The following is a 19282-nucleotide window of genomic DNA, read 5'->3' as shown; positions in this document are numbered from 1 at the left end:
CACCGGTGCGGCGCTGACCATCGATGGCGGCGCCAACGCCTGATTGTCGTCGGGCCTCTGAAACCCGGAGCGGCCCGACTGCGTTGGGTCTCACAGGGATGTGAAACTGTTCTGCAACACGGCCGTGGAAATTTATGGAAGCTTAACGAAATCAGTATGAATCGGTATAGTCGCGCCTTACATCCGCCATGCGGAGGGCGGGACCGTCTAGCGGCGCGGAACGGGAACCGGTTTCAACCGGTGCGGGTGAAGCATGAAAATCCTCGGGAACAAAACGGCCGTCATGCCGATCGCGATCGCGGCGGCACTTGCCTTCGGTCAGCAGCCAGCGAGCGCGCAAGGCTTGTTCGACATGCTGTTTGGCGGCGGCATCCGATACAATCCTCAGGGTGAATTCCCCCCGCCGCCGAAACCGCGCAAGGTGCCTGACGGCGGAGGCGCCAGGATCAGCAGCCCGACCTACAACACCTACAGGGCCGACAAGCTGGTGCGTGTCGACTTCAAGTCGCTGCTACCGGCTCCGCCGCCCGCGACCGCGCAGGACGCAGCCTTTGTGCCGTCCGTGACCGGAAGCGCGTTTCGCGACGCGCTGGCAGGCCTGAGCGACTATGAACTCTTTGCCGAACCGGATATCGCCAAGGCGCTCATCGCCTACTACTCGGCCAATCCTGATTTCATCTGGGTGACAGGGGATGCACCCAACACTCGGGCACAGGATGCCGTCCGGGTGCTTGGCGAGGCGGCGAGCTACGGCCTGACGCCGGCCGACTACTCCGTCGATGTTCCGCCGACCACGGCTTCCGCGACGCCCGAAGAGCGGACCAAGGAGTTAGTCCGCTTCGAGATGGCGCTGTCGGCGCGCGTGCTGCGCTATGCCCATGACGCCCAGAGCGGCCGCATCGACCCGAACCGCATGACCGGCTATTACGATTTCCCGGCCAAGCCGCTCGATCTCGAAGGCGTGCTGAAGACGCTGGCGCACACACAGGAGGTGCGCACCTATCTCGAATCGCGGCACCCGCAGAACCCGGAGTATCAGGCACTGCGCGTCGAATTGGAGTCGCTCCAGGCCAGCGAGGAGAACGAGATCGTCGTCGATCCGAAGCTGCTCCTGAAGCCCGGTGAAACCAGCCCAGAACTGCCAAAGCTTTTGACGCTGATCGCGCGCAATCTCGACGACGAGATGGGCGGCGACTACGGCGAGGTCCTCGCCAGGCTGGGCAAGAGCGAGGTCTACGACCCCGAACTGGTGCCGCTGATCAAGGCGGTGCAGAAGCGGTCCGGCATGAAGGGCGACGGCGTCATCGGCCCGCGCACGGTCGCCTCGCTTGCGGGAGCCTCCAAGGCCGACAAGATCGAGAAGGTCAAGGTCGCGCTCGAAGAGCTGCGCTGGCTCCCCTCCGACCTTGGCAGCCCGCGCGTCTTCATCAACCAGCCGGCCTTCACCGCAAGCTACATCGACAATGGCGAGGAGAAGCTGAAGACCCGCGCGGTCATCGGCAAGGTTACCAACCAGACCGCCTTCTTCTACAACCAGATCAAGCAGGTCGATTTCCACCCCTATTGGGGCGTGCCGCAGTCGATCATCGTCAACGAGATGCTGCCGCGGCTGCGCAGCGATCCGGGCTATCTCGACCGCGCCGGCTATGAGGTGGCGGATTCCAGCGGCAGGCGAATTCCGTCGGCCGCGGTAGACTGGGGCGCCTACGGCTCCAAAATCCCCTTCAGCGTGCGCCAGCAGCCGAGCGAGGCCAATGCGCTCGGCGAGCTGAAGATCCTCTTCCCCAACAAGCACGCCATCTACATGCACGACACGCCGCAGAAGTCGTTCTTCGAGCGCGACATGCGTGCGCTGAGCCACGGCTGCATCCGCCTGCAGGATCCTCGCGGCATGGCGGCGGCGGTGCTCGGCACCTCGGTCGACGATATCGCCGAGAAGCTGAAGCACGGCCACTCGACCGAAAACGTCACGCGCGTCATCCCGGTCTATGTCGCCTATTTCACCGCTTGGCCGGACATGTCGGGCAAGGTCGAATATTTCGACGACGTCTATGATCGCGATTCGAAACTGATGCAGGCGCTGGATGCGACCGAAGCGGCGCGCGCACCGTCAACCTAAACGCTCGATGAGCGGGCGCCTGAAACCGGCGTCGCGTCCGGCAATCAGCCAATAGACGAAACCGGCCACCAGCCCGGCCGCGACAATGATGCTCAGGTCGGCCAAGCGTTCCGGATCGTCCGGCGCATCCGGCCAGAACAGCATGAAGCCGGCAGCCGCGGCCGCGCCGCCGAACAGCATGTGCAGCCAGAAGCTCCGCAGCGAGAAGAACTCGGCAATCAGGGCAAAGACCAGTGTCTGCATCCCGGTGACCACGATCGTCAGGAAATAGACGAACATGCCGAGAGGCGGCACCACGAGCACCGCGACGGGCGTGAGCTGCATCAGCTCGAAATAGCTTGGAGCGTTGGGTAGCGAACTCAGCACCGCGTAGATCACGACCAACGCGATCAACCCAACGAGCACCGCGACCAGATAGCCGGCGAGCACCATCAGGATGCGCTTCAGGACGTAGCCAACCATTGCCATGCACCCCCGTGCCCGCAATCGTGGCGCGCAGTCAGCCATCAAACACGCGTCGGCGCAAGTTCTGATCAGGCGGAGTTGGCCTGATTGAGGACGCTTACTTCGGTTCGCCAGTCACCGGATCATAGGTGATTTCGACTTTGGCCCTGTCGGTGGTGTAATAGGTGACGGTATAGCCGTCGCTGCTCCAGTCGACCCCCTTCACATATTGGAAGTCGTTCCGCTTCTCGACCTTGGCGACGATTTCCGAGAGCTTCTTGGCATTTTGCGGCGGCATCGCTGGCTGGTCGGCCGCAAAAGCCGGCCCGCCGATGACGAAGAACGCAATACCACTTGCCAAAACAACAGCGCGCATGACTGCCCCTCAATCTCGTGTTGGCATGACTGCACCGAAAAAACTCGAATCCCGCCCGTTGGTTCCGCCACGGGCGGACGACGCCTTGCTCCACGGCTGGTCTGTCACGGCCGATGTCACCTTCATTCGCGAAAGCTGAAATAAATAAAACTTCGAGATTCTAATAGGTAGGGAGGTTTTCGCGACATGGAGCTTCAGGTAACGAACGGCTAACCATGGGTTGGGCCGAAGCCGCGTTCCATTAGCTGTTCGTGGTAGAGCTTTTGGCCAGACCCTGTTAGAGTTGCGAACCAACAGGGTGGCAACGGCGCGCCGAGCCTGCCGGGGATCTTTCCGTCGGCAAACGGCGAAGTGTATCGAGAGCGGAAGTCGCCTGTTCTGGACCGAAAACAGGGACCGGGGGCTCAACCATGGCTGAACGGAACTATACCCGTCAGCTTGCGACAATCATTTCTATCGACGCCGTGGGCTTTTCGCGGCTGATGGGCATCGACGACGAACGCGCCGTCGCGGCCTTCGAGGAAAGGCGCGATATCATCACCGACAGCTGCGGCGCCTTTGGCGGCCGCACGTTCGGCGTTGCCGGCGACAGCATCATGGCCGAATTCGGCAATCCGATCGAAGCCTTGCGCGCGGCGTTCGATTTCCAGGATCGGATCATGGCGCTCAATGCCTCGGCCGCCGAGGAGATGCGCATGCCGTTCCGGGCCGGGATCAACACCGGTGACGTCATCGTCCGCGAGGGCCGTCTCTATGGCGACGACGTCAACATTGCCGCTCGTCTCCAGGAATTCGCTCCGCATGACGGCCTCGCCATTTCGGAGACGACCTGGCACCACGTGAAGGACAAGACGGCGGCGGTTTTCACCGACCTCGGCGAGTTCATGCTCAAGAATATCGCCCTGCCGGTGCGCGTCCTGATAGCCGGGCGCGGCGGCAACGGCGCGGCAATGGCTGCTCCCCTGGCCGCCTTCTCCAGTGCGCCCGGCCATTACAAACCGTTCCCCAAGGGACCGCCGGCAATCGCGGTGCTGCCGTTCCAGGGCAACGGAAGCGAGCCTGATGTCGGCTACATGGCCGATGGCGTTGCCGAAGACATCATCTACGGCCTGTCCAATACCCGCTGGCTTTCGGTGATTGCCAAGGGCTCCAGCTTCCAGTTCCGCGACGACGGCCTCGGAACCAGGCTCATCGGCAACGCGCTTGGCGCGCGCTACATCGTCAGCGGCACGCTGACAGGTTTGGGCGGGCAGATCCGCCTCAACGCCTCGCTCACCGATACGTCGAACGGGCGCCTTGTCTGGTCGCAGCGCTTCGACCGCGACCTGGTCGACATCTTCAGCCTGCGCGACCAGATCGGCAGCGAGATCGTTTCGATCCTCGACAAGGAGGTCGACCGGGCCGAGCAGGTGCGCACCTTCCAGGTGCCTTGGGAAAGCCTCGAGACCTGGCAGCTGGTGCGGCGGGGCCGCTGGCACATGAACAGGCGCACGCGCAAAGACACCGAGATCGCACTCGAATTCTTCGACAAGGCCTACCAGGAAGATCCGAATTCCAGCGCCGTGCTGAACGAGCTGGCATGGTGGTACTTCTGGCGGGCATGGCTGCGCTTCGGCGACAGCGACGACCTGGACAAGGTCGAGGCGTTGGCCCGCAAGGCGCTTCTGATGGACAGCCTCGACGCGCGCCCGCACGCCTATCTCGGCGCGGCCGACATCATGCGCGGCCTGCCGGCATCGGCCGCCGAGCATCTCGCCGAAGCGATCCACATCAATCCGAGCTTTGCGTTTGCCCGCTCGGCGATGGGCAGCGCGCGCCTGCTGCTCGGCGATGCCGCAGGCGCGATCCCGTTCTTCCTGGATACCGAGCGGCTGAGCCCGTTCGACCTCTACCGCTTCCACAACCTGGGGGAGCTGGCCGCCGCGAACTGCTTCGTCGAGGACTGGCCGGCGGCAATCGCCACTGCCGACCGCTCGCTCAACCTTTCGCCGGGCTACTTCTACGCCAGGTTCTTGAAGATCGGCGCCTTGATGCGGAGCGGCCGCCGCGACGAGGCCGAACGGGAACTCGCCATTTTCGCGACTAGGCATCCGGATTTTTCCGAGCAGAGGATTCGCTGGATACCGTTCATCGACCCGGCGAAGAACAACTTCCTGATCGCCAATTTCGAACAGGCCAAGTCCATTGCATGATTGCTGGAACCGAAGACAGACGACTGTGAAAAAAATCACATACGCCGGAACGAAGCAAACCTAGGCCAAGGGATGGCCGGCATCGCAGTGACTTGGACAGCCGGGGGGCTCGAACGCGCATGATCAGGTGGAAGTACTTCAAGGGTATACACGAGGCCCAGAAAAAACAGGGGCCCGTGTCGGCAATGCCGCCGTTCGACATCGATCGGTTGCGCACGAAAGGCCTGTCGGCGCGCATCGCCGAGTTTTTTCTCCGGGATCATCCCCATTGGGGATTGGCCTTCCTGCGGCGCTTCCACCCGAACCTCGCCATAGGCAGCAGATTTCTCCTCGTCACCAAGGGCGTGGACGTCCGCGACATATTGGAGCGCGGCGACGAATTCGAGACCCCCTACGGGCCGGAAATGACCGAGCTGGCAAGGGGATCGAACTTCATTCTCGGCATGCAGGACAGCGCCGCCTATCGGCAGATGAAGTCGGCTGTGCTCAGCGCCTTTCCGCCGTCGGAAGTCGAAGCCGCCGTCAGGCCGATCGCCGAGCGGCATTCGCGCGACATCATGACCCGCGCCAGCCCCGGCTTCGACGCCGTCGCCGGATTGATGAAGATCGTGCCGGTGCGCATCTGCCGGGACTATTTCGGCCTTGAGATCGACGACGAGACCGAATTCGCCGATTGGTCGATCGCGCTCAGCGCGCTGTTCTTTTCCGATCCGATGGCCAACGCCACCACGCGCCAGCTCGCGGTCGTCGGCGGCGATCGCCTGATCAAAGTCATCGATCGTTCGATCGCCGCCATCAGGAACCGCCAGGAAGAAGACGGCCGACCGCTAGCGCGCCTTGTCGCCCTGCTCGATCAGAAGCGTCTGTCGCTGCCCGACATCCACTCCATCATGCTCGGCATGATCGCCGGCTTCGTGCCGACCAACGTGCTTGCCGGGGGCAATTGCCTGGACGTGATCCTGTCGCGCGCCGATGCGCGGCAGGCAGTCGACGCGGCGATTGCAGAAAACAGCATCGAAAAGCTCGACCGGGCGATACTCGAAGCCATGCGCTTCAAGCCGATCTGGATCGGACCCTGGCGCTACACCAGGCGCGATGCGGTGATCGGCCAGGGCACGCGCCGCGAGCGTCTGGTCAAGGCCGGAACGGTTGTGATGCCGGCGACGCTGTCGGCCATGTTCGACCCGGAAATCGTGCAGCGGCCAAACGAATTCGACACCTCACGGCCGCATCGCGACTACATGGTTTTCGGCCACGGCATCCACTTGTGCATCGGCGCCGAGATCGCCCGCATCCAGATCGGCGAATGCGTTCGCGCCCTGTTCAGCAAACCGAAGCTCGATCGCACCCGGGGCAGGGCCGGCAAATTGGGCTATGTCGGCGCCTATCCGGCGAGCCTCAAGGTCGATTTCGAGCGCTCTGCGCTTTGCCGCACGGTCGACCAGTCGATGGTCACCGTGGTTTGCCCGATCAGGCGCGGGGTGCCGCTGGATGCGGTGCGCGACAAGGTCGGCGCGCTCGGCAACCCGGCGATCGACGAGGTGGGCGACGCGCTCGACAACGTCGGCACGGTTCATTTCACCAGCCTGGCCGTCGCCGCCACCGGCAAGGACGAAAACTCGGGCCTTGAGACCGGCGCGCTCGTATTCGAAATTTCGGGCGACGGCAGCACCGACGATGTCATCGGCGCGATCACGCTGGCCATAGGCCACCGGCTGCGGCCGATCTTCAGGGACGTGTGCGGCCTGCCCGACGGCGCTTCGTTGGAGGGCTTCCTGAAGAAGAATCACATCGAGATATCGCCGTCCTTCGGCAGCACGGCAGGACTGGTTTTTTCGGGGACTCCGGGGCACTCGGTCCGGCGCATCAAGGCCGAACAGGAGCTTTTCGAAGCCGTGCGCGGCATCGTCGAACGGCCGCGTGAGGGCAACGGCGATGCTCCCGCGGTGCTGGCCGAGGCGCGCCGTCATATCCAATCGCTGGGTACCTTCCCTTGGGCTTTCGAACCGGCCGAAAGCGCCTTGGAAGGGCCGCCTGGCCGCTGGCGAGATGCCATCAAGGCGACGCTATTCGCGCCGGCGGTGCTTGTGAGCCTGCTGGCGGTCTGGCTCGGCTGCGCGTGGCTGACCTATGTCAAGGTGTTCGACGACCCGGGCGGCGTCTTTTCGCGCAATTTGTGGATCGCCGGCACCTCGCTGTTGCTGAGCGCGCTCGGGATTCTGTTTTGCGCCGTGTTGTTGCTGGGGCTCTGCTTCTGGCTGTTGCGGCGCCGCGAGGATAAGGATAGGCCACAAAGCGCCTCGATCGGGATGCAGGCGTTGGACAAGATCCTGGCCAATGAGGACCACACCGCGCAGAACCACCTGACGGCGATCTCGACGATGAAGCCAGGCATGCTGCGGAGACTGGCGCTCAGATTCTCCTTCTACCTGATTTCGATAGCGGCGCAGAAAGTGTTCAGGCCAGGCTTCCTCAACACCATCAGCACCATCCATTTCGCCCGCTGGGTGTTGCTGCCCGGCAGCAAGAGGCTGATGTTTTTCTCCAATTACGGCGGCAGCTGGGAAAGCTATCTGGAGGACTTCATCGCCAAGGCCTCGGCCGGCCTAACCGGCGTGTGGAGCAACACCGAAGGCTATCCTCGCACGCGCTGGCTCTTTCTAGACGGCGCGCGCGACGGCGACCGCTTCAAGCGCTGGGCGCGGCGTCAGCAGGTGCCGACCTTGTTCTGGTATTCGGCCTATCCACACCTCAACACCGCGCGGATCCGCATCAATTCCAGGATCAGGCGTGCCATAGCCTCCGCCATTGGGAACCAAGCGCGCGACTGGCTGAGCCTGTTCGGGTCGCTGCCGCGCCCGGCGAGCGAAAAGACGACCGTTCAAAAGACCACCTCGCTGCTGACCAACATCAGTTCAGCCTTTCCGATGCCTCTCGAACAGCAGCTGGAAACCGGTGAGATCCAGTCCATCTTCTTCGGCCCGTTCGGTGCGCTCGGCAAAGGGCATATGCTGGCGATCCGTGTGCCGGACAATCTGCAGACAACCAGCTGCAAGGCGTGGCTGGACTTCGTGCTCGCGCGGACGAGCTTCGGCGATGGCGTGCCGGCCGAGCGGGCCATGATTGTGGCCTTTGGCCCTGACGGGCTCAGGCGACTGGGCCTGCAGGGCGGCGTCGATGACGACCCGCTGGACACCTTCCCGGTCGCCTTCCGGCACGGCATGGGCAATCCGGAACGCAGCCGCATTCTCGACGACACCGGTCGCGATGCACCTGACAAATGGGAATGGGGTTCGCTCGACAAGCCGATTGACGCGGTCATAGTCTGCTACGCCGAAACGCCCGAGAGACTGCAGGCCGACGTTGCCGCCGTCACGCGGGAAACGATCGGCGCAGGGATGAAGATCGCCGCGGAACTGCCGCTCGCCGTAAAGCGCAGGCCGGATGCAGACGGCGCTGAACTTTCACGCGCCGCAAAGCAGGGCGACACCACAAAACATGGCGGCAAGCCGCAACGCGAGCGCGCCTATGAGCATTTCGGCTTTGCCGACGGCATCTCGCAGCCGATCGTGCGGGGTACGTCGCGCGCCAACAAAGGTGCGGCGCCTATGCATCTTGTCGCGCCCGGCGAGTTCCTGTTCGGCTACCGCGACGAGCATGGTTTTTATCCGTCCTCGCCCTCCGTCTCTGCTTCGCAGGATCGGACCGGCATCCTGTCACAGGTCCGCCGCAGCCGTCAGATCCCAGGTCTGCCCCCGCCCCCGCGCGACTTCGGCCGCAACGGCTCGTTCCTGGTCTTGCGACAATTCGAGCAGCACGTCGACAACTTTCACGACTATTGCCGGGAGGCGGCTGCACGCCTGGCCCGCGAGACCGGAAACGCGTCCGCCACGCAAGACTGGGTCGCCGCCAAGCTGCTCGGCCGCTGGCAGAACGGCAGCTCGCTGGTGCGCAACCCTGAGCGCCCGGGCCGCGCGGTGGACAACGAGTTCGCCCTCGGCGCCGAGGATCCGCAGGGGCATCACTGTCCTCTGGGTGCCCACATACGCCGTTCCAACCCGCGCGATTCGCTGGGAGAGGACCGCGAGACGCAGATCCAGATCGGCAAGCGCCACCGTATCCTACGCGTAGGTCGCACCTATGAGAAAAAGAAGAGGGGCGGCAAGGTCGAGAAGGGGCTGCTCTTCATGTGCCTCAACGCCGATATTGAGCGCCAGTACGAATTCATCCAGCAGACCTGGGTATCGTCTACCTCGTTCCAGGGATTGGTCGCCGAGAAGGACCCGATGATCGGCACGCAAGGGGGCAATCGTGGCCGTTTCAGCATCCCGTCCTGGGAAAAGGTCACGATGCTCAGCGACATGCCGCAATTCGTCACCACGAAGGGCGGCGGCTACTTCTTCATGCCGAGCCGGTCCGCGCTGCGCTACCTGATTTCGCGGCTCTGATTCGGGTCTGTATCGTTCAGTCGCCGTCCTGCGAATCGGCGATCTGGTTCAGCGCGGCAGCATTGGTGATGCGCAGTCCGCCACGCTTGATGGCGATCATGTGCCGGTTGCGCCAGTCGTTGAGCGTCTTGTTGACGGATTCGCGCGTCGCGCCGAGGAACTCGCCGAGTTCCGATTGCGAGATCGGAACCCAGCCGGCGGGATCGGCCATAACGCCGCTGAGGAACACCAGCCGCTTCGCCAGCCGGGCCTCGATGCCGAAGAAGGCCTGGTCGCCGAGTTCGCCGCTGACCCAGCGCAGCCGCGTGCACAGGAGTTCGATCATGGCGCGCGCCAGCGGTGGATTTTTTTCAATACGATCAAAGAGTTGCGTCCGGTTAAGCGATACCAGCTCGCATGGGGTGAGGCAGATGGCGGTTGCCGTGCGCGGGCGTCCGTCCAGGGCGCCGATCTCGCCGACGAGGCTGCGCGACAGCTCGATATTGGCCACCAGCTTCTGTCCGCCCGGCGAATAGAGCGAAATTTCGACCGTCCCGCTCATCACGCCGTAGATGCGGTCGGACGCGTCCTCCTGGACGAACAGGTGCTGACCGGCGGAATAACGTTCGATCTTGCAGCCGCCGAAAAGCAGATCGAACTGACGCGGATCGATCCGCGCCAGACGCGGCAGGGTGCTCCTGTCGTCTGCGCCGGCTGTGGACATGATGCGGTTCCGCCTCTCGTTGAGCGGAAATTGTATGACAAGTGCATGCTCGATCAAGGCCTGGTCTCCTTTCGTGGCGATTACGGCAACACACGACGGCCTTTGGAGATCGAGCGCCAGACGTGCGCTGCCGGCATAGAATTTAGCCGGCAACTTTCCCTTGCAACGGGAATCGGAGCGCGCTGGCGGACGCGAACCGATCTGCGAAACGCCGTCCGCGCGCGTGGCGGGAGGTGACCGACGCGCGCGAACAGCAAATCTGAAAATGGCTAGGTGATCGAAATTCCCTGCCGAGGACCGACCCACTTTCAGGCCCGGAAGCCATTCGAGCCAGTGCATTTGAAGCAGAAGCCAGTGCCACCCGGTGCGATATCTGCGCGCGAAGCCCGCCCGGCGTATGTGAAGGCGATCACAGAAGCGCTTGTCGACCGGCGCGATTGTCATTTGCCGAATGTATGTTTCAGTCGCCAAGCATATTGGCGCGGAAATACAATCGGCCCGGTTTCCTAGTTGGCAAACAGATCGATCGAAGCATGGGTTGGGACTTGGCTTGACTGGGATTGACAGTCCACGCCATGGTTTCCACTTCCGAGGAGGGGCACGCCATGGCGAGGAGACTCCTTATCAAGGTTCGGGGTGACGGCGCCGGGTTCGCGGCCCGGAAGCGCTCGCTCGGTATCGGAGGAACCGACGCCGAACCGATCCTGACGGTGCCGCTCGGTGCTGCCCGCGCCGACTTCGGGACGGCGGCGGACCGCGGCGCGACGTGGCTGCGGCTTTCTCCCAAGGCCGGGGTCTCGGACAATCCCTGGGACGATGCCCATGAACTCGTCGCCCGCGGCGGGGATTTAGCGGCCGGTGGCGATGTCCTGGCGATCGAACCCGACATGGTTCAGCAATGGGACTACAAGAACAGCGGCGGCGACCGCGGCATGGCGATGAGCGCCAGCCCGGTCTGCGTGTTCGATGACCAGAACCCGAGCGGCAGGCAGGCGACGGTGCCGGGCGTGGTTGCGTGGAACGCTGGCCCCACCTTCAGCCAGTTCGCGGCTGCTCGCAACAAGGTTGGCGCCAAGCAGGCCAACATTACCATCGCCCATCTCGATACCGGTTTCGATCCTGGTCACCGCACCTTGCCGACCGGGCTTCTCGCGGCCAAGCAGCGCAATTTCGTCGATGACGGCACCGGGCCGAACAACGCGACCGATCATGCGCCTGCCGGCACGCTCGCCAGCAATCGCGGCCATGGCACCGGCACGCTCAGCCTGCTTGCCGGCAACAAGCTCGACGGCACGTCGCCGCATTGGCCGGGCTTCACCGATTTCGTCGGCGGCGCCCCGCAGACCAAGATCCTGCCGGTCCGCATCGCCGACTGGGTGGTGCGGCTGACGACGGGCACGATGGTGCAAGGCCTCGACTATGCGCGCCAGCAAGGCGCCCAGGTATTGTCGATGAGTATGGGCGGCCTCGCCTCGCAGGCTCTCGTCGACGCGGTCAACCTCGCTTACGACGACGGCCTGGTGATGGTCACCGCGGCCGGCAACAATTTTACCATCACGCCGCGCAGCATCGTCTATCCAGCCCGCTACAACCGTGTGCTGGCCGCATGTGGGGTGATGGGCGACGGCCGCGCCTATGCCGGCCTCGACCTTGGCACCATGCAGGGCAATTACGGGCCGGCCTCGAAGATGAAGACGGCGCTTGGCGCCTACACGCCGAACGTGCCTTGGGCGGAGATCAACTGCGCCAAGGTCGTCGACATGGACGGCAATGGCACCTCGGCGGCGACGCCCCAGGTCGCCGCCGCGGCGGCGCTTTGGCTGGCCGAGCACTGGGACGTCGTGAAGAATTATTCGCGGCCCTGGATGCGCATCGAGGCCGTGCGCCTCGCGCTGTTCAAGGCGGCGCAGAAATCGACGCCGAAGATGAACGCCTCCGAGACGCTGGAGAAGATCGGGCAGGGGGTGGTGCGCGCCTTCGACGCGCTGGCGATCGCGCCGCCGGCGGAGAACCTGCTGCAGAAACTGCCGCCGGCGACCTATACGTGGAGCTGGCTCGATTTCTTGACCGGCGGCAATTCGCTTGCAGTCCAGTCGCCCGCTGCGTTGCAACGGCAGAGGATGCTGGGGCTGGAACTGATGCAGATGGCGCAAAGCACGGCCGCCGTCGACCAGGCAATCGCCGATCCGGACGGCGACCCGGCCGCCATTTCGGCCGCGGCACGCAACCGCTATCTCGAAGCCGCTCTCGACGAAGGCAATCCGTCGAAACCGCTCAAGGCCTTTCTCGAAGGGTTGCTGGGCAGGGCCCGCGCCAAGCCGGTGCCGGTCGCCGCTCCCGCCGCAAGTCCGGCGCCGATCAAGCGCAAGCCGCGGCCGCTGCCGCCGCCGCAGCGACGCCTGCGCATCTATGCGCTCGACCCGTCGGTCGCCAAGCGGCTGGACTCGGTGTCGGTCTACCAGGCGACGCTTTCGGTTCCCTGGGACGACGAACCATCGGCCGACAAGCCGCTGCAGCCCGGCCCTATCGGTGAATATCTCGAAGTGGTCGATGTCGATCCGGCCTCCGACCGTGTCTACGACCCGGTCGACCTCAACGACAAGGTGCTTCTGGCGCTAGACGGCCTGCCGCCTTCGGAGGGCAATCCGAAGTTTCACCAGCAGATGGTCTATGCGGTTGCCATGACCACGATCGGCCATTTCGAGCGCGCGCTCGGGCGGCGGGCGCTATGGGCGCCGCATTATTCGCAAAGCCCCGGCCGCAGTGGCGACATGACGGTGAAGGCGCATTATGTGCCGCGCCTGCGCATCTATCCGCATGCGCTTCGCGCCGAGAACGCTTACTACAGCCCGGAAAAGAAGGCGCTGCTGTTCGGCTATTTCCCGGCAACCAGCAATGAGGGCGACGTCACCACGCCCGGGACGACGGTGTTTTCCTGCCTGTCCAGCGATATCATCGCGCACGAGATGTCGCATGCGCTGCTCGACGGGCTGCATCGCCGCTTCCAGGAGGCATCCAACCCGGACGTTCCGGCCTTCCATGAGGCCTTTGCCGACATCGTCGCGCTGTTCCAGCATTTTACCCTGAAGGAGCTGGTGAATTTCGAGATCGGCAACGCGAGGGGCGATGTGTCGGCGGCATCGCTGCTCTCCGGCATCGCCAAGCAGTTCGGAGAGGGCAGCGGCAGGGCAGGGCCATTGCGCGAATATGGCGGCGCCGGCATGGCCGACCTCGACTACGACAAGACGTTCGAGGCGCACGATCGTGGCTCCATCCTCGTCTTCGCCGTCTACCAGGCGTTCATCGCCATCGCCGACCGCCGCACAGACGATCTGATCCAGCTTGCCACCGGCGGCACCGGTATCCTGCCGGCGGGCACCTTGCATCCAAACCTGGTCGAGCGCCTCACCGATGAGGTCGCCAAGACCGCCAGGCAGATGCTGACCATGTGCATCCGCGCGCTCGACTATTGCCCCGCCGTCGACATCACCTTCGGCGAATACCTGCGGGCGCTGATCACCGCCGACCGCGATGCCTACCCGGACGATCCGCTGCACTATAGGCTGGCGTTCCTGGAATCCTTCCGCAAGTGGAAGCTTCTGCCGCGCGACGTGCGCACCATTTCGGAAGAGACGTTAGCCTGGAGCGCGCCGGAAGATCCTTCGCCTCCCTGGCTGAAGGGCTTGCTCGCCAAGGTCGACCTCGGCTGGAACCAGAAGCTGAAACGCTCCGAGATCTTCGCCCTCAACGACAGGAATCGCTACGCGCTGTGGAAGGCGATGCACAAGGCCTTCGCTTCCGATCCCGACCTCTACAAGCAGTTCGGCCTGCTGCCCGACCTGCCGCGCTATAATGAGGACGGCACGGTCATGCACCCGCCGAAGAAGGGCGAGACGACCTTCGACATCTACAGCGTTCGTCCCACCCGGCGCGTCGAGCCGGACGGCTCGTTCCGCGTCGAAGTGGTCGCGGTCATCCAGCAGCGGATACCCATCACCTTCGACGGCTCGCCGGCCCCGCAAGGCGTCAACAAGGGTGACGGCTTCTTCTGGTTCCGCGGCGGCGCCACCATCATCATCGACCCGCGCGAAGGTTTTGAGGAAATGCGGTACGCGATCATCAAGAACACCGGCAGCGCGGACCGGCAGAAGCGCCAGGCTCAGACGGTGAGCGCAAACTATCTGTCACCGCTCCGGGCGCTCTATTTTGGCGGCGAGGTTTCCGAGCCCTTCGCCATGCTGCACGCCAGCGACGGAGACGACGACCATGTCTAGGAAGCCAGCGGCAACAAGGCGGCGTCGAGGGGCCGCGGCCTCCACGGCACGCACGCCTTCTGTCACCGTCCGGCACTATTGCCAAGGCATCGGCGACTGCCATCTGCTCACCTTCATCAGGCCCGACGGCTCGCCGTTCCGGATGCTGATCGACTGCGGCATTCACGTCTCGATCACGGGCGGCCCGGCGCTGGTCGCCGACATCGTCGCCGACCTCAAGAAGGAGACGGGCGGCAAGCTCGACGTGCTCGTCATCACCCACGAGCATTGGGACCATGTTTCGGGTTTCCTGACCGCAAAGGATCTGTTCAAGGATTTTTCCGTCGGCGACGTGTGGATGGCGTGGAGCGAAAACCCGGCCGATCCGGATGCCATGGAACTTGACAAGTTCAAGGGCCAGGCGCTGGCTGCGTTGCAGGGGGCAAGCCAGAAGCTCGACGGCATGCAGGGGCTCAACCCCTACATGGAGCGGGTGCGCGATGGGCTGCAGGCTGTGCTCGGCTTTCAGTTCGGCGCCGCCGGCGAGCGGGTGCGCTCCGCGCGCGATGCCGCGGCAAAGTTGTCGGCAAAACCATCGCCCACCTATTTCGAGCCCGGCGGGGCGCCGCAATCGATCGTGGAACTTCCCAATCTTCGGATTTACGTGCTCGGGCCGCCGCGCGACAAGGCGGCGCTCCGGCTGGAGGAAAAGGCGAGCGAGATGTTCCCGCTCGCCAGCGGCGGGCCGTTCGCGCGGGCGCTTTCATCCGGGCTCAGGATGAACCAGGCCGACGATCCGACTTATATCGACGAGCTCAGTCCCTTCGAACGCAATATCGGCACGCCGCTCTCGGCGGCGCTGAACGGCGAGAAGGGCAGCGATCCGGCCGTCGATATCGGCGCCTTTACCCGCAAGCACTATTCCGGGCCGGTCTCTAGCGCGGCTCCCATGGAGGATCGTGACCAGTCGTGGCGCCGCATCGACGCAGACTGGATGGCGATCGCCGCCGACCTCGCCTTGCAGCTCGACCGCGGCGTCAACAACACCAGCCTGGTGCTGGCCTTCGAATTCGTCGACAGCGGCCGGGTGTTCCTGTTTCCGGGCGACGCCCAGATCGGCAACTGGCTGAGCTGGAAGGACCTGAAATGGCCGGTGGGGCAGGCGACCGTCACTACGGCCGATCTGCTCGCTCGTACCGTCTATCTCAAGGTCGCTCATCACGGCAGCCAGAACGCCACGCCGCAGAAACAGGGCCTCGATTTGATGACAAGCCAGGACCTTTCGGCCTTCATTCCCACCAACAAGCTGGATGCGGTGAAGGTGCATTGGGGCGAGATGCCTTATGACCCGATCCTGACCGCGCTCGAAGCCAAGACCAAGGGCCGCGTCATCCGTGCCGACGATGCCTGGCTGGCCGGTGCAAATGGAAAACCGGGTTTTGCTTCGCCCTCAGGCTCGATCCTGGCGGTGCGCAGCGCGCCGCGCGACCCTGCTCGGGGCCCCGGCGGGCTCTGGGTCGAAGTCGATTTCGTCTAGGGAGCGTCGGCGGCGGCACGCTCCAGGCGCGGGTTCTGTCAGTTTCCCGCATCATGCCGATTGCGAAAAATCGAAAACCGCACTATTGAGCGCACGGCTGATTGAGGGCGGCCATCCATCCTATCTGCATAGGTTCGTCGCTCCATGCCCGACAACTTCTCGCGCATCATTGCTTTTCTTGCGGTGGCCATGGCCTTGCTTCTCGCAGGGATTTACTTCCATCACGGCAACATGGTGGCCACGCTCTATTTCATGACCGGCGCCATCCTGGTGACGGCGGTGACGCATTTGACTGTGCGCAGAGGGTTGATCTGAGCAGCGTCGGGCGCCGCCAACCGTTTGTTGTCTGGCTGCCATACTGTTGAAGCCAGTTCGCAGGTCAGAGGGAGACCGATAGCCCCCCGTCGACCGCCAAAACATGTCCGTTGACGTAGGCGGCAGCGTCGGACGCGAGAAACACCACGGCTCCGCTGACTTCCTCAGGTTGGGCCCAGCGGCCAGCAGGAGTTCGCGCCTCGACCCATTTGGTGAAGGCCTCGTCGTTGATAAGTGCGGTATTGAGCTCGGTGGCGAAATAGCCGGGGGCAATCGCATTGATGGTGATGCCGTGACGGCCCATCTCGGCGGCGGTCGAGCGTGTCAGTCCATGCAGCCCCGCCTTTGCCGCCACATAGGCGTGAATTGTGGGTCGGCCAAGGATCGCTGCAACCGATCCAGTGTTTATGATGCGCCCAAATTTGTTCGGCAGCATCAGGCGCACCGCCTCGCGCATCATGCGGAAGCAGGCCGAAAGATTGACTGCAATCACGCGGTCGAAGTCCTCGTCCTCCCATTCGATCAACGGGCTGCGATGCTGGATACCGGCGTTGTTGACCAGGATATCGAGGCGGCCGTGGCGTTCGACGATTCCCTCAAGCGCCGCCCTTGAGATCGCCGCGTCGGCAACATCGAACGGCAGGGCCTCTGCCCCGATCTTTTGCGCCGCCACGGAGAGGGTGTCCATGTCGCGGGCATTGACGATCACTGTTGCGCCGTTTTCCGCAAGCGCCTTTGCCATCGCGAAGCCGAGGCCACGCGAAGCACCTGTCACCAACGCGACCCGGCCTTCGAGCGAGAACATTTCCGACATTGAAATCCCCGGAGCGAGATGAGATGAGAATGCTTCAATCTAACCGCATCTCGCTCCAATGAAAGGGAGGGACTTTTCTCCCGCCCTAAAGCACTATTTGGCGACGCAGGTGTCGGCCGTCTGCGGAGTGCAGACGTCGAGGCCTGTGTAGGTCGGGTCAGCCGGCGGCGCCTTGCCGTCCTTCATGTCCTTCAATGCCATCATCGTCTTGTAGCCCATTTCGAACGGCCTTTGGCCGACTTGGCCAAGCGAGAGGCCTTCCTTCATCTGGTCGATCTGCACGGGAAGCGTGTCGGCGACGACAAGGGCCAGCGCTTTCGAGGCGATCTTGTCTTTGTACGGTGCGACCGCGGCGCGGTTGGCATCAGGAATGAACTGCGGGAAGCCACCAGTTGGGATGAATGCATCAAGGTTCGGATTTTTCGCCATGATGTCCTCAAACTGCTGCACCGAAAGCGGGAAATCATCGTTGGTGTAGAGCGGACAGCCTTCGATTTCGGTCCAGCCGTTCTGGCCCGTCAGCCGGTCCCCGGGCGAGGCCGTCGATTTGGTGCCCGAAAGCGTATCGCGAATGCCCTGCATGCGTTCATTGTGGTTGGCCGCCGCCGCGCCGCCCGACTGGATGCAGATCGTGCCGCCTTTAGGCTTGACCTGCATGGCAAGCTTGGCAAGGTTCACGCCGATCTCATAATTGTGGGTGCCGATATAGGCGACGCGGAGATCCTTGTTCTCGGGCAGCAGGTCGGAGTCCCAGGTGAGGACCGGGATGCCGGCTTCCTTGGCGGCCTGCAGCGCAACCGCCATCGCCGCGGCGTTCGATGGCGACACGGCGATGCCGTCCACCTTCTTGGCCACGAGATCCTGCACGATCTGCACCTGCTCGTCGCCGCCGCCATGCTCGCCGGGGCCGATATACATGCATTCCAAGGCGCCATTCGATTCGGCTTCGGCCTTCTTGCAGCCGTCGCGCGCCTGGTCGAAATCGGCGGTTTCGGCCGACCGCATCTGCCCGCGACTTCCGGGGCTGACGTCCGTGGCTTCAGGTCCCGATCGGCGCAATCAAGTCTATCAGTCTCGGCCGAAGTAAGGCTTTGCTGTACGGTTTTGGTACGCGGGGATTTTCGGTATGGCTAAGTGTTTGAAAAGATGGTGGGCGATGCAGGGATTGAACCTGCGACCCCACCCGTGTGAAGGGTGTGCTCTCCCGCTGAGCTAATCGCCCGCTCGTTGCCCGAAGGCCGAAGCGAGCCGCGATATAAGGGAGGCGGGTGCGCGAAGTCAAGGCAATGTGCCGACGATCTGCCATGATCGATTTGCCGGGCCTCGGTAGGTCGGAAAAGCAGACTCAGCGCGCGGCGGCAATCAGCCGTTCGGCCAGTTCCGGCGTCAGCGTGTCGAAATGCGAGATCACCAGCGTCGGCTCGAACTCTCGCACGTGGCGGTCCGTGTAGCCGAAATCGACCGCCACCACCGGAATGCCGGCCGCCTTGGCGGTGTCGATGTCGGTCTGCGAATCGCCGACCATCAGGGCGCTGTGCGGATCGCCGCCGGCGAGCTTGATCGTCTCGGTCAGGTGGCGCGGGTCGGGCTTGCGGAAGGCGAACGTGTCCTGGCCGCAGATCGCGGCGAAGTACTTTTCCATGCCGAGCGCGCCGATCAGCGCCACCGAATTCGCTTCGAATTTGTTGGTGCAGACCGCCATCAGGCAGCCTGCGGCCTGCAAGCGGTCGAGCGCCGCGATGACACCGGGGTAGGGACACGACTTGCCTGGAATGTTGATCGTGTAATGGTCGAGGAAGACTTTCAGCAGCCGGTCGTGCTCTTCCGCCATCAGCGCTTTGTTCTGCGCCGCATGCGCGCGTTCGATCATGACGCGGCCGCCATGGCCGACGAAGCGCCTGAAGCCGGCCTCGTCGACCGCGGCAAGCTCGCTTGCCGCCAGGCTGTGGTTGAGGCTGTCGAGCAGGTCCGGCGCGGTGTCGATGAGCGTCCCGTCGAGGTCGAACACGATGATCGGTCGAGTCATGGCCAGTCCTGCGGCGATTGAGGTGCCGCAGCCGATACAGGCTGCGCGGTGGTCA

At 63.7% G+C, this 19282-nt stretch carries 12 protein-coding genes and 1 tRNA gene; 6 read left to right on the top strand and 7 right to left on the bottom strand.

Going from position 1 to position 19282, the window contains the following annotated elements; all coding sequences use genetic code 11:
* Positions 1-253: 253 nt before the first annotated feature.
* Positions 254-2119: a L,D-transpeptidase family protein gene (locus AU465_RS06585; RefSeq protein ID WP_192245114.1), complete on the top strand. Its 1866-nt coding sequence runs from the start codon at positions 254-256 to the stop codon at positions 2117-2119.
* On the opposite strand, the gene AU465_RS06580 is transcribed toward AU465_RS06585, so the two are convergent.
* Positions 2111-2581, bottom strand: a complete 471-nt coding sequence (locus AU465_RS06580; protein WP_376774827.1) for a hypothetical protein — start codon at positions 2579-2581, stop codon at positions 2111-2113. The two genes, AU465_RS06585 and AU465_RS06580, sit on opposite strands and share 9 nt — an antisense overlap.
* 100 nt (positions 2582-2681) lie before the next feature.
* Positions 2682-2939, bottom strand: coding sequence for a PepSY domain-containing protein (locus tag AU465_RS06575; RefSeq protein ID WP_192245112.1), 258 nt, complete (start codon positions 2937-2939; stop codon positions 2682-2684).
* 410 nt (positions 2940-3349) lie between these two features.
* Between AU465_RS06575 and AU465_RS06570 the strand changes: the two genes are divergently transcribed.
* Together AU465_RS06570 and AU465_RS06565 are read left to right on the top strand one after the other, a co-directional pair.
* Positions 3350-5131, top strand: coding sequence for an adenylate/guanylate cyclase domain-containing protein (locus AU465_RS06570; protein WP_192245110.1), 1782 nt, complete (start codon positions 3350-3352; stop codon positions 5129-5131).
* Positions 5132-5250: 119 nt separating this feature from the next.
* Complete coding sequence (locus AU465_RS06565; RefSeq protein WP_192245108.1) at positions 5251-9579, top strand: cytochrome P450; 4329 nt, start codon at positions 5251-5253, stop codon at positions 9577-9579.
* Positions 9580-9595: 16 nt separating this feature from the next.
* On the opposite strand, the gene AU465_RS06560 is transcribed toward AU465_RS06565, so the two are convergent.
* Positions 9596-10282: a Crp/Fnr family transcriptional regulator gene (locus AU465_RS06560; RefSeq protein ID WP_192245293.1), complete on the bottom strand. Its 687-nt coding sequence runs from the start codon at positions 10280-10282 to the stop codon at positions 9596-9598.
* A 605-nt stretch (positions 10283-10887) separates the two neighbouring features.
* Here AU465_RS06560 and AU465_RS06555 point away from each other — a divergent pair.
* From AU465_RS06555 to AU465_RS06545, 3 genes are all read left to right on the top strand, one after another.
* Entirely contained in the window at positions 10888-14556 is a 3669-nt protein-coding gene (locus AU465_RS06555) for a S8 family serine peptidase (protein ID WP_192245106.1), read from the top strand.
* Positions 14549-16072, top strand: coding sequence for an MBL fold metallo-hydrolase (locus AU465_RS06550; RefSeq protein WP_192245104.1), 1524 nt, complete (start codon positions 14549-14551; stop codon positions 16070-16072). The genes AU465_RS06555 and AU465_RS06550 overlap by 8 nt, the downstream gene beginning before the upstream one ends.
* A 144-nt stretch (positions 16073-16216) precedes the next feature.
* The gene (locus AU465_RS06545) at positions 16217-16387 is read left to right on the top strand and encodes a hypothetical protein (RefSeq protein ID WP_192245102.1); all 171 of its coding nucleotides are present in this window, start codon (positions 16217-16219) and stop codon (positions 16385-16387) included.
* Between the two features lie 64 nt (positions 16388-16451).
* Here the strand turns inward: AU465_RS06545 and AU465_RS06540 are convergent, their stop codons facing one another.
* From AU465_RS06540 to AU465_RS06525, 4 genes are all read right to left on the bottom strand, one after another.
* The gene (locus tag AU465_RS06540; protein ID WP_246505897.1) at positions 16452-17192 is read right to left on the bottom strand and encodes a glucose 1-dehydrogenase; all 741 of its coding nucleotides are present in this window, start codon (positions 17190-17192) and stop codon (positions 16452-16454) included.
* 102 nt (positions 17193-17294) lie between these two features.
* Complete coding sequence (locus AU465_RS06535; protein WP_246505896.1) at positions 17295-18206, bottom strand: substrate-binding domain-containing protein; 912 nt, start codon at positions 18204-18206, stop codon at positions 17295-17297.
* 142 nt (positions 18207-18348) lie between these two features.
* A tRNA-Val gene (locus tag AU465_RS06530) sits at positions 18349-18423 on the bottom strand.
* 123 nt (positions 18424-18546) lie between these two features.
* Positions 18547-19227, bottom strand: coding sequence for a phosphoglycolate phosphatase (locus AU465_RS06525; protein ID WP_192245098.1), 681 nt, complete (start codon positions 19225-19227; stop codon positions 18547-18549).
* Between the last annotated feature and the right edge of the window lie 55 nt (positions 19228-19282).

The organism is Mesorhizobium silamurunense (assembly GCF_014843905.1).
Classification (GTDB): Bacteria; Pseudomonadota; Alphaproteobacteria; order Rhizobiales; family Rhizobiaceae; genus Mesorhizobium; species Mesorhizobium silamurunense.
This window is presented reverse-complemented; position numbering and strand designations above follow the sequence as displayed.

Bases quoted from the DNA above. Each gene is read 5' to 3' on its own strand.
- AU465_RS06545 (WP_192245102.1), top strand. From the start codon at position 16,217: ATGCCCGACAACTTCTCGCGCATCATTGCTTTTCTTGCGGTGGCCATG.
- AU465_RS06570 (WP_192245110.1), top strand. From the start codon at position 3,350: ATGGCTGAACGGAACTATACCCGTCAGCTTGCGACAATCATTTCTATC.
- AU465_RS06560 (WP_192245293.1), bottom strand. From the start codon at position 10,282: ATGTCCACAGCCGGCGCAGACGACAGGAGCACCCTGCCGCGTCTGGCG.
- AU465_RS06550 (WP_192245104.1), top strand. From the start codon at position 14,549: ATGTCTAGGAAGCCAGCGGCAACAAGGCGGCGTCGAGGGGCCGCGGCC.
- AU465_RS06525 (WP_192245098.1), bottom strand. From the start codon at position 19,227: ATGACTCGACCGATCATCGTGTTCGACCTCGACGGGACGCTCATCGAC.
- AU465_RS06575 (WP_192245112.1), bottom strand. From the start codon at position 2,939: ATGCGCGCTGTTGTTTTGGCAAGTGGTATTGCGTTCTTCGTCATCGGC.
- AU465_RS06565 (WP_192245108.1), top strand. From the start codon at position 5,251: ATGATCAGGTGGAAGTACTTCAAGGGTATACACGAGGCCCAGAAAAAA.
- AU465_RS06555 (WP_192245106.1), top strand. From the start codon at position 10,888: ATGGCGAGGAGACTCCTTATCAAGGTTCGGGGTGACGGCGCCGGGTTC.
- AU465_RS06585 (WP_192245114.1), top strand. From the start codon at position 254: ATGAAAATCCTCGGGAACAAAACGGCCGTCATGCCGATCGCGATCGCG.
- AU465_RS06580 (WP_376774827.1), bottom strand. From the start codon at position 2,581: ATGGTTGGCTACGTCCTGAAGCGCATCCTGATGGTGCTCGCCGGCTAT.
- AU465_RS06535 (WP_246505896.1), bottom strand. From the start codon at position 18,206: ATGCGGTCGGCCGAAACCGCCGATTTCGACCAGGCGCGCGACGGCTGC.
- AU465_RS06540 (WP_246505897.1), bottom strand. From the start codon at position 17,192: ATGTTCTCGCTCGAAGGCCGGGTCGCGTTGGTGACAGGTGCTTCGCGT.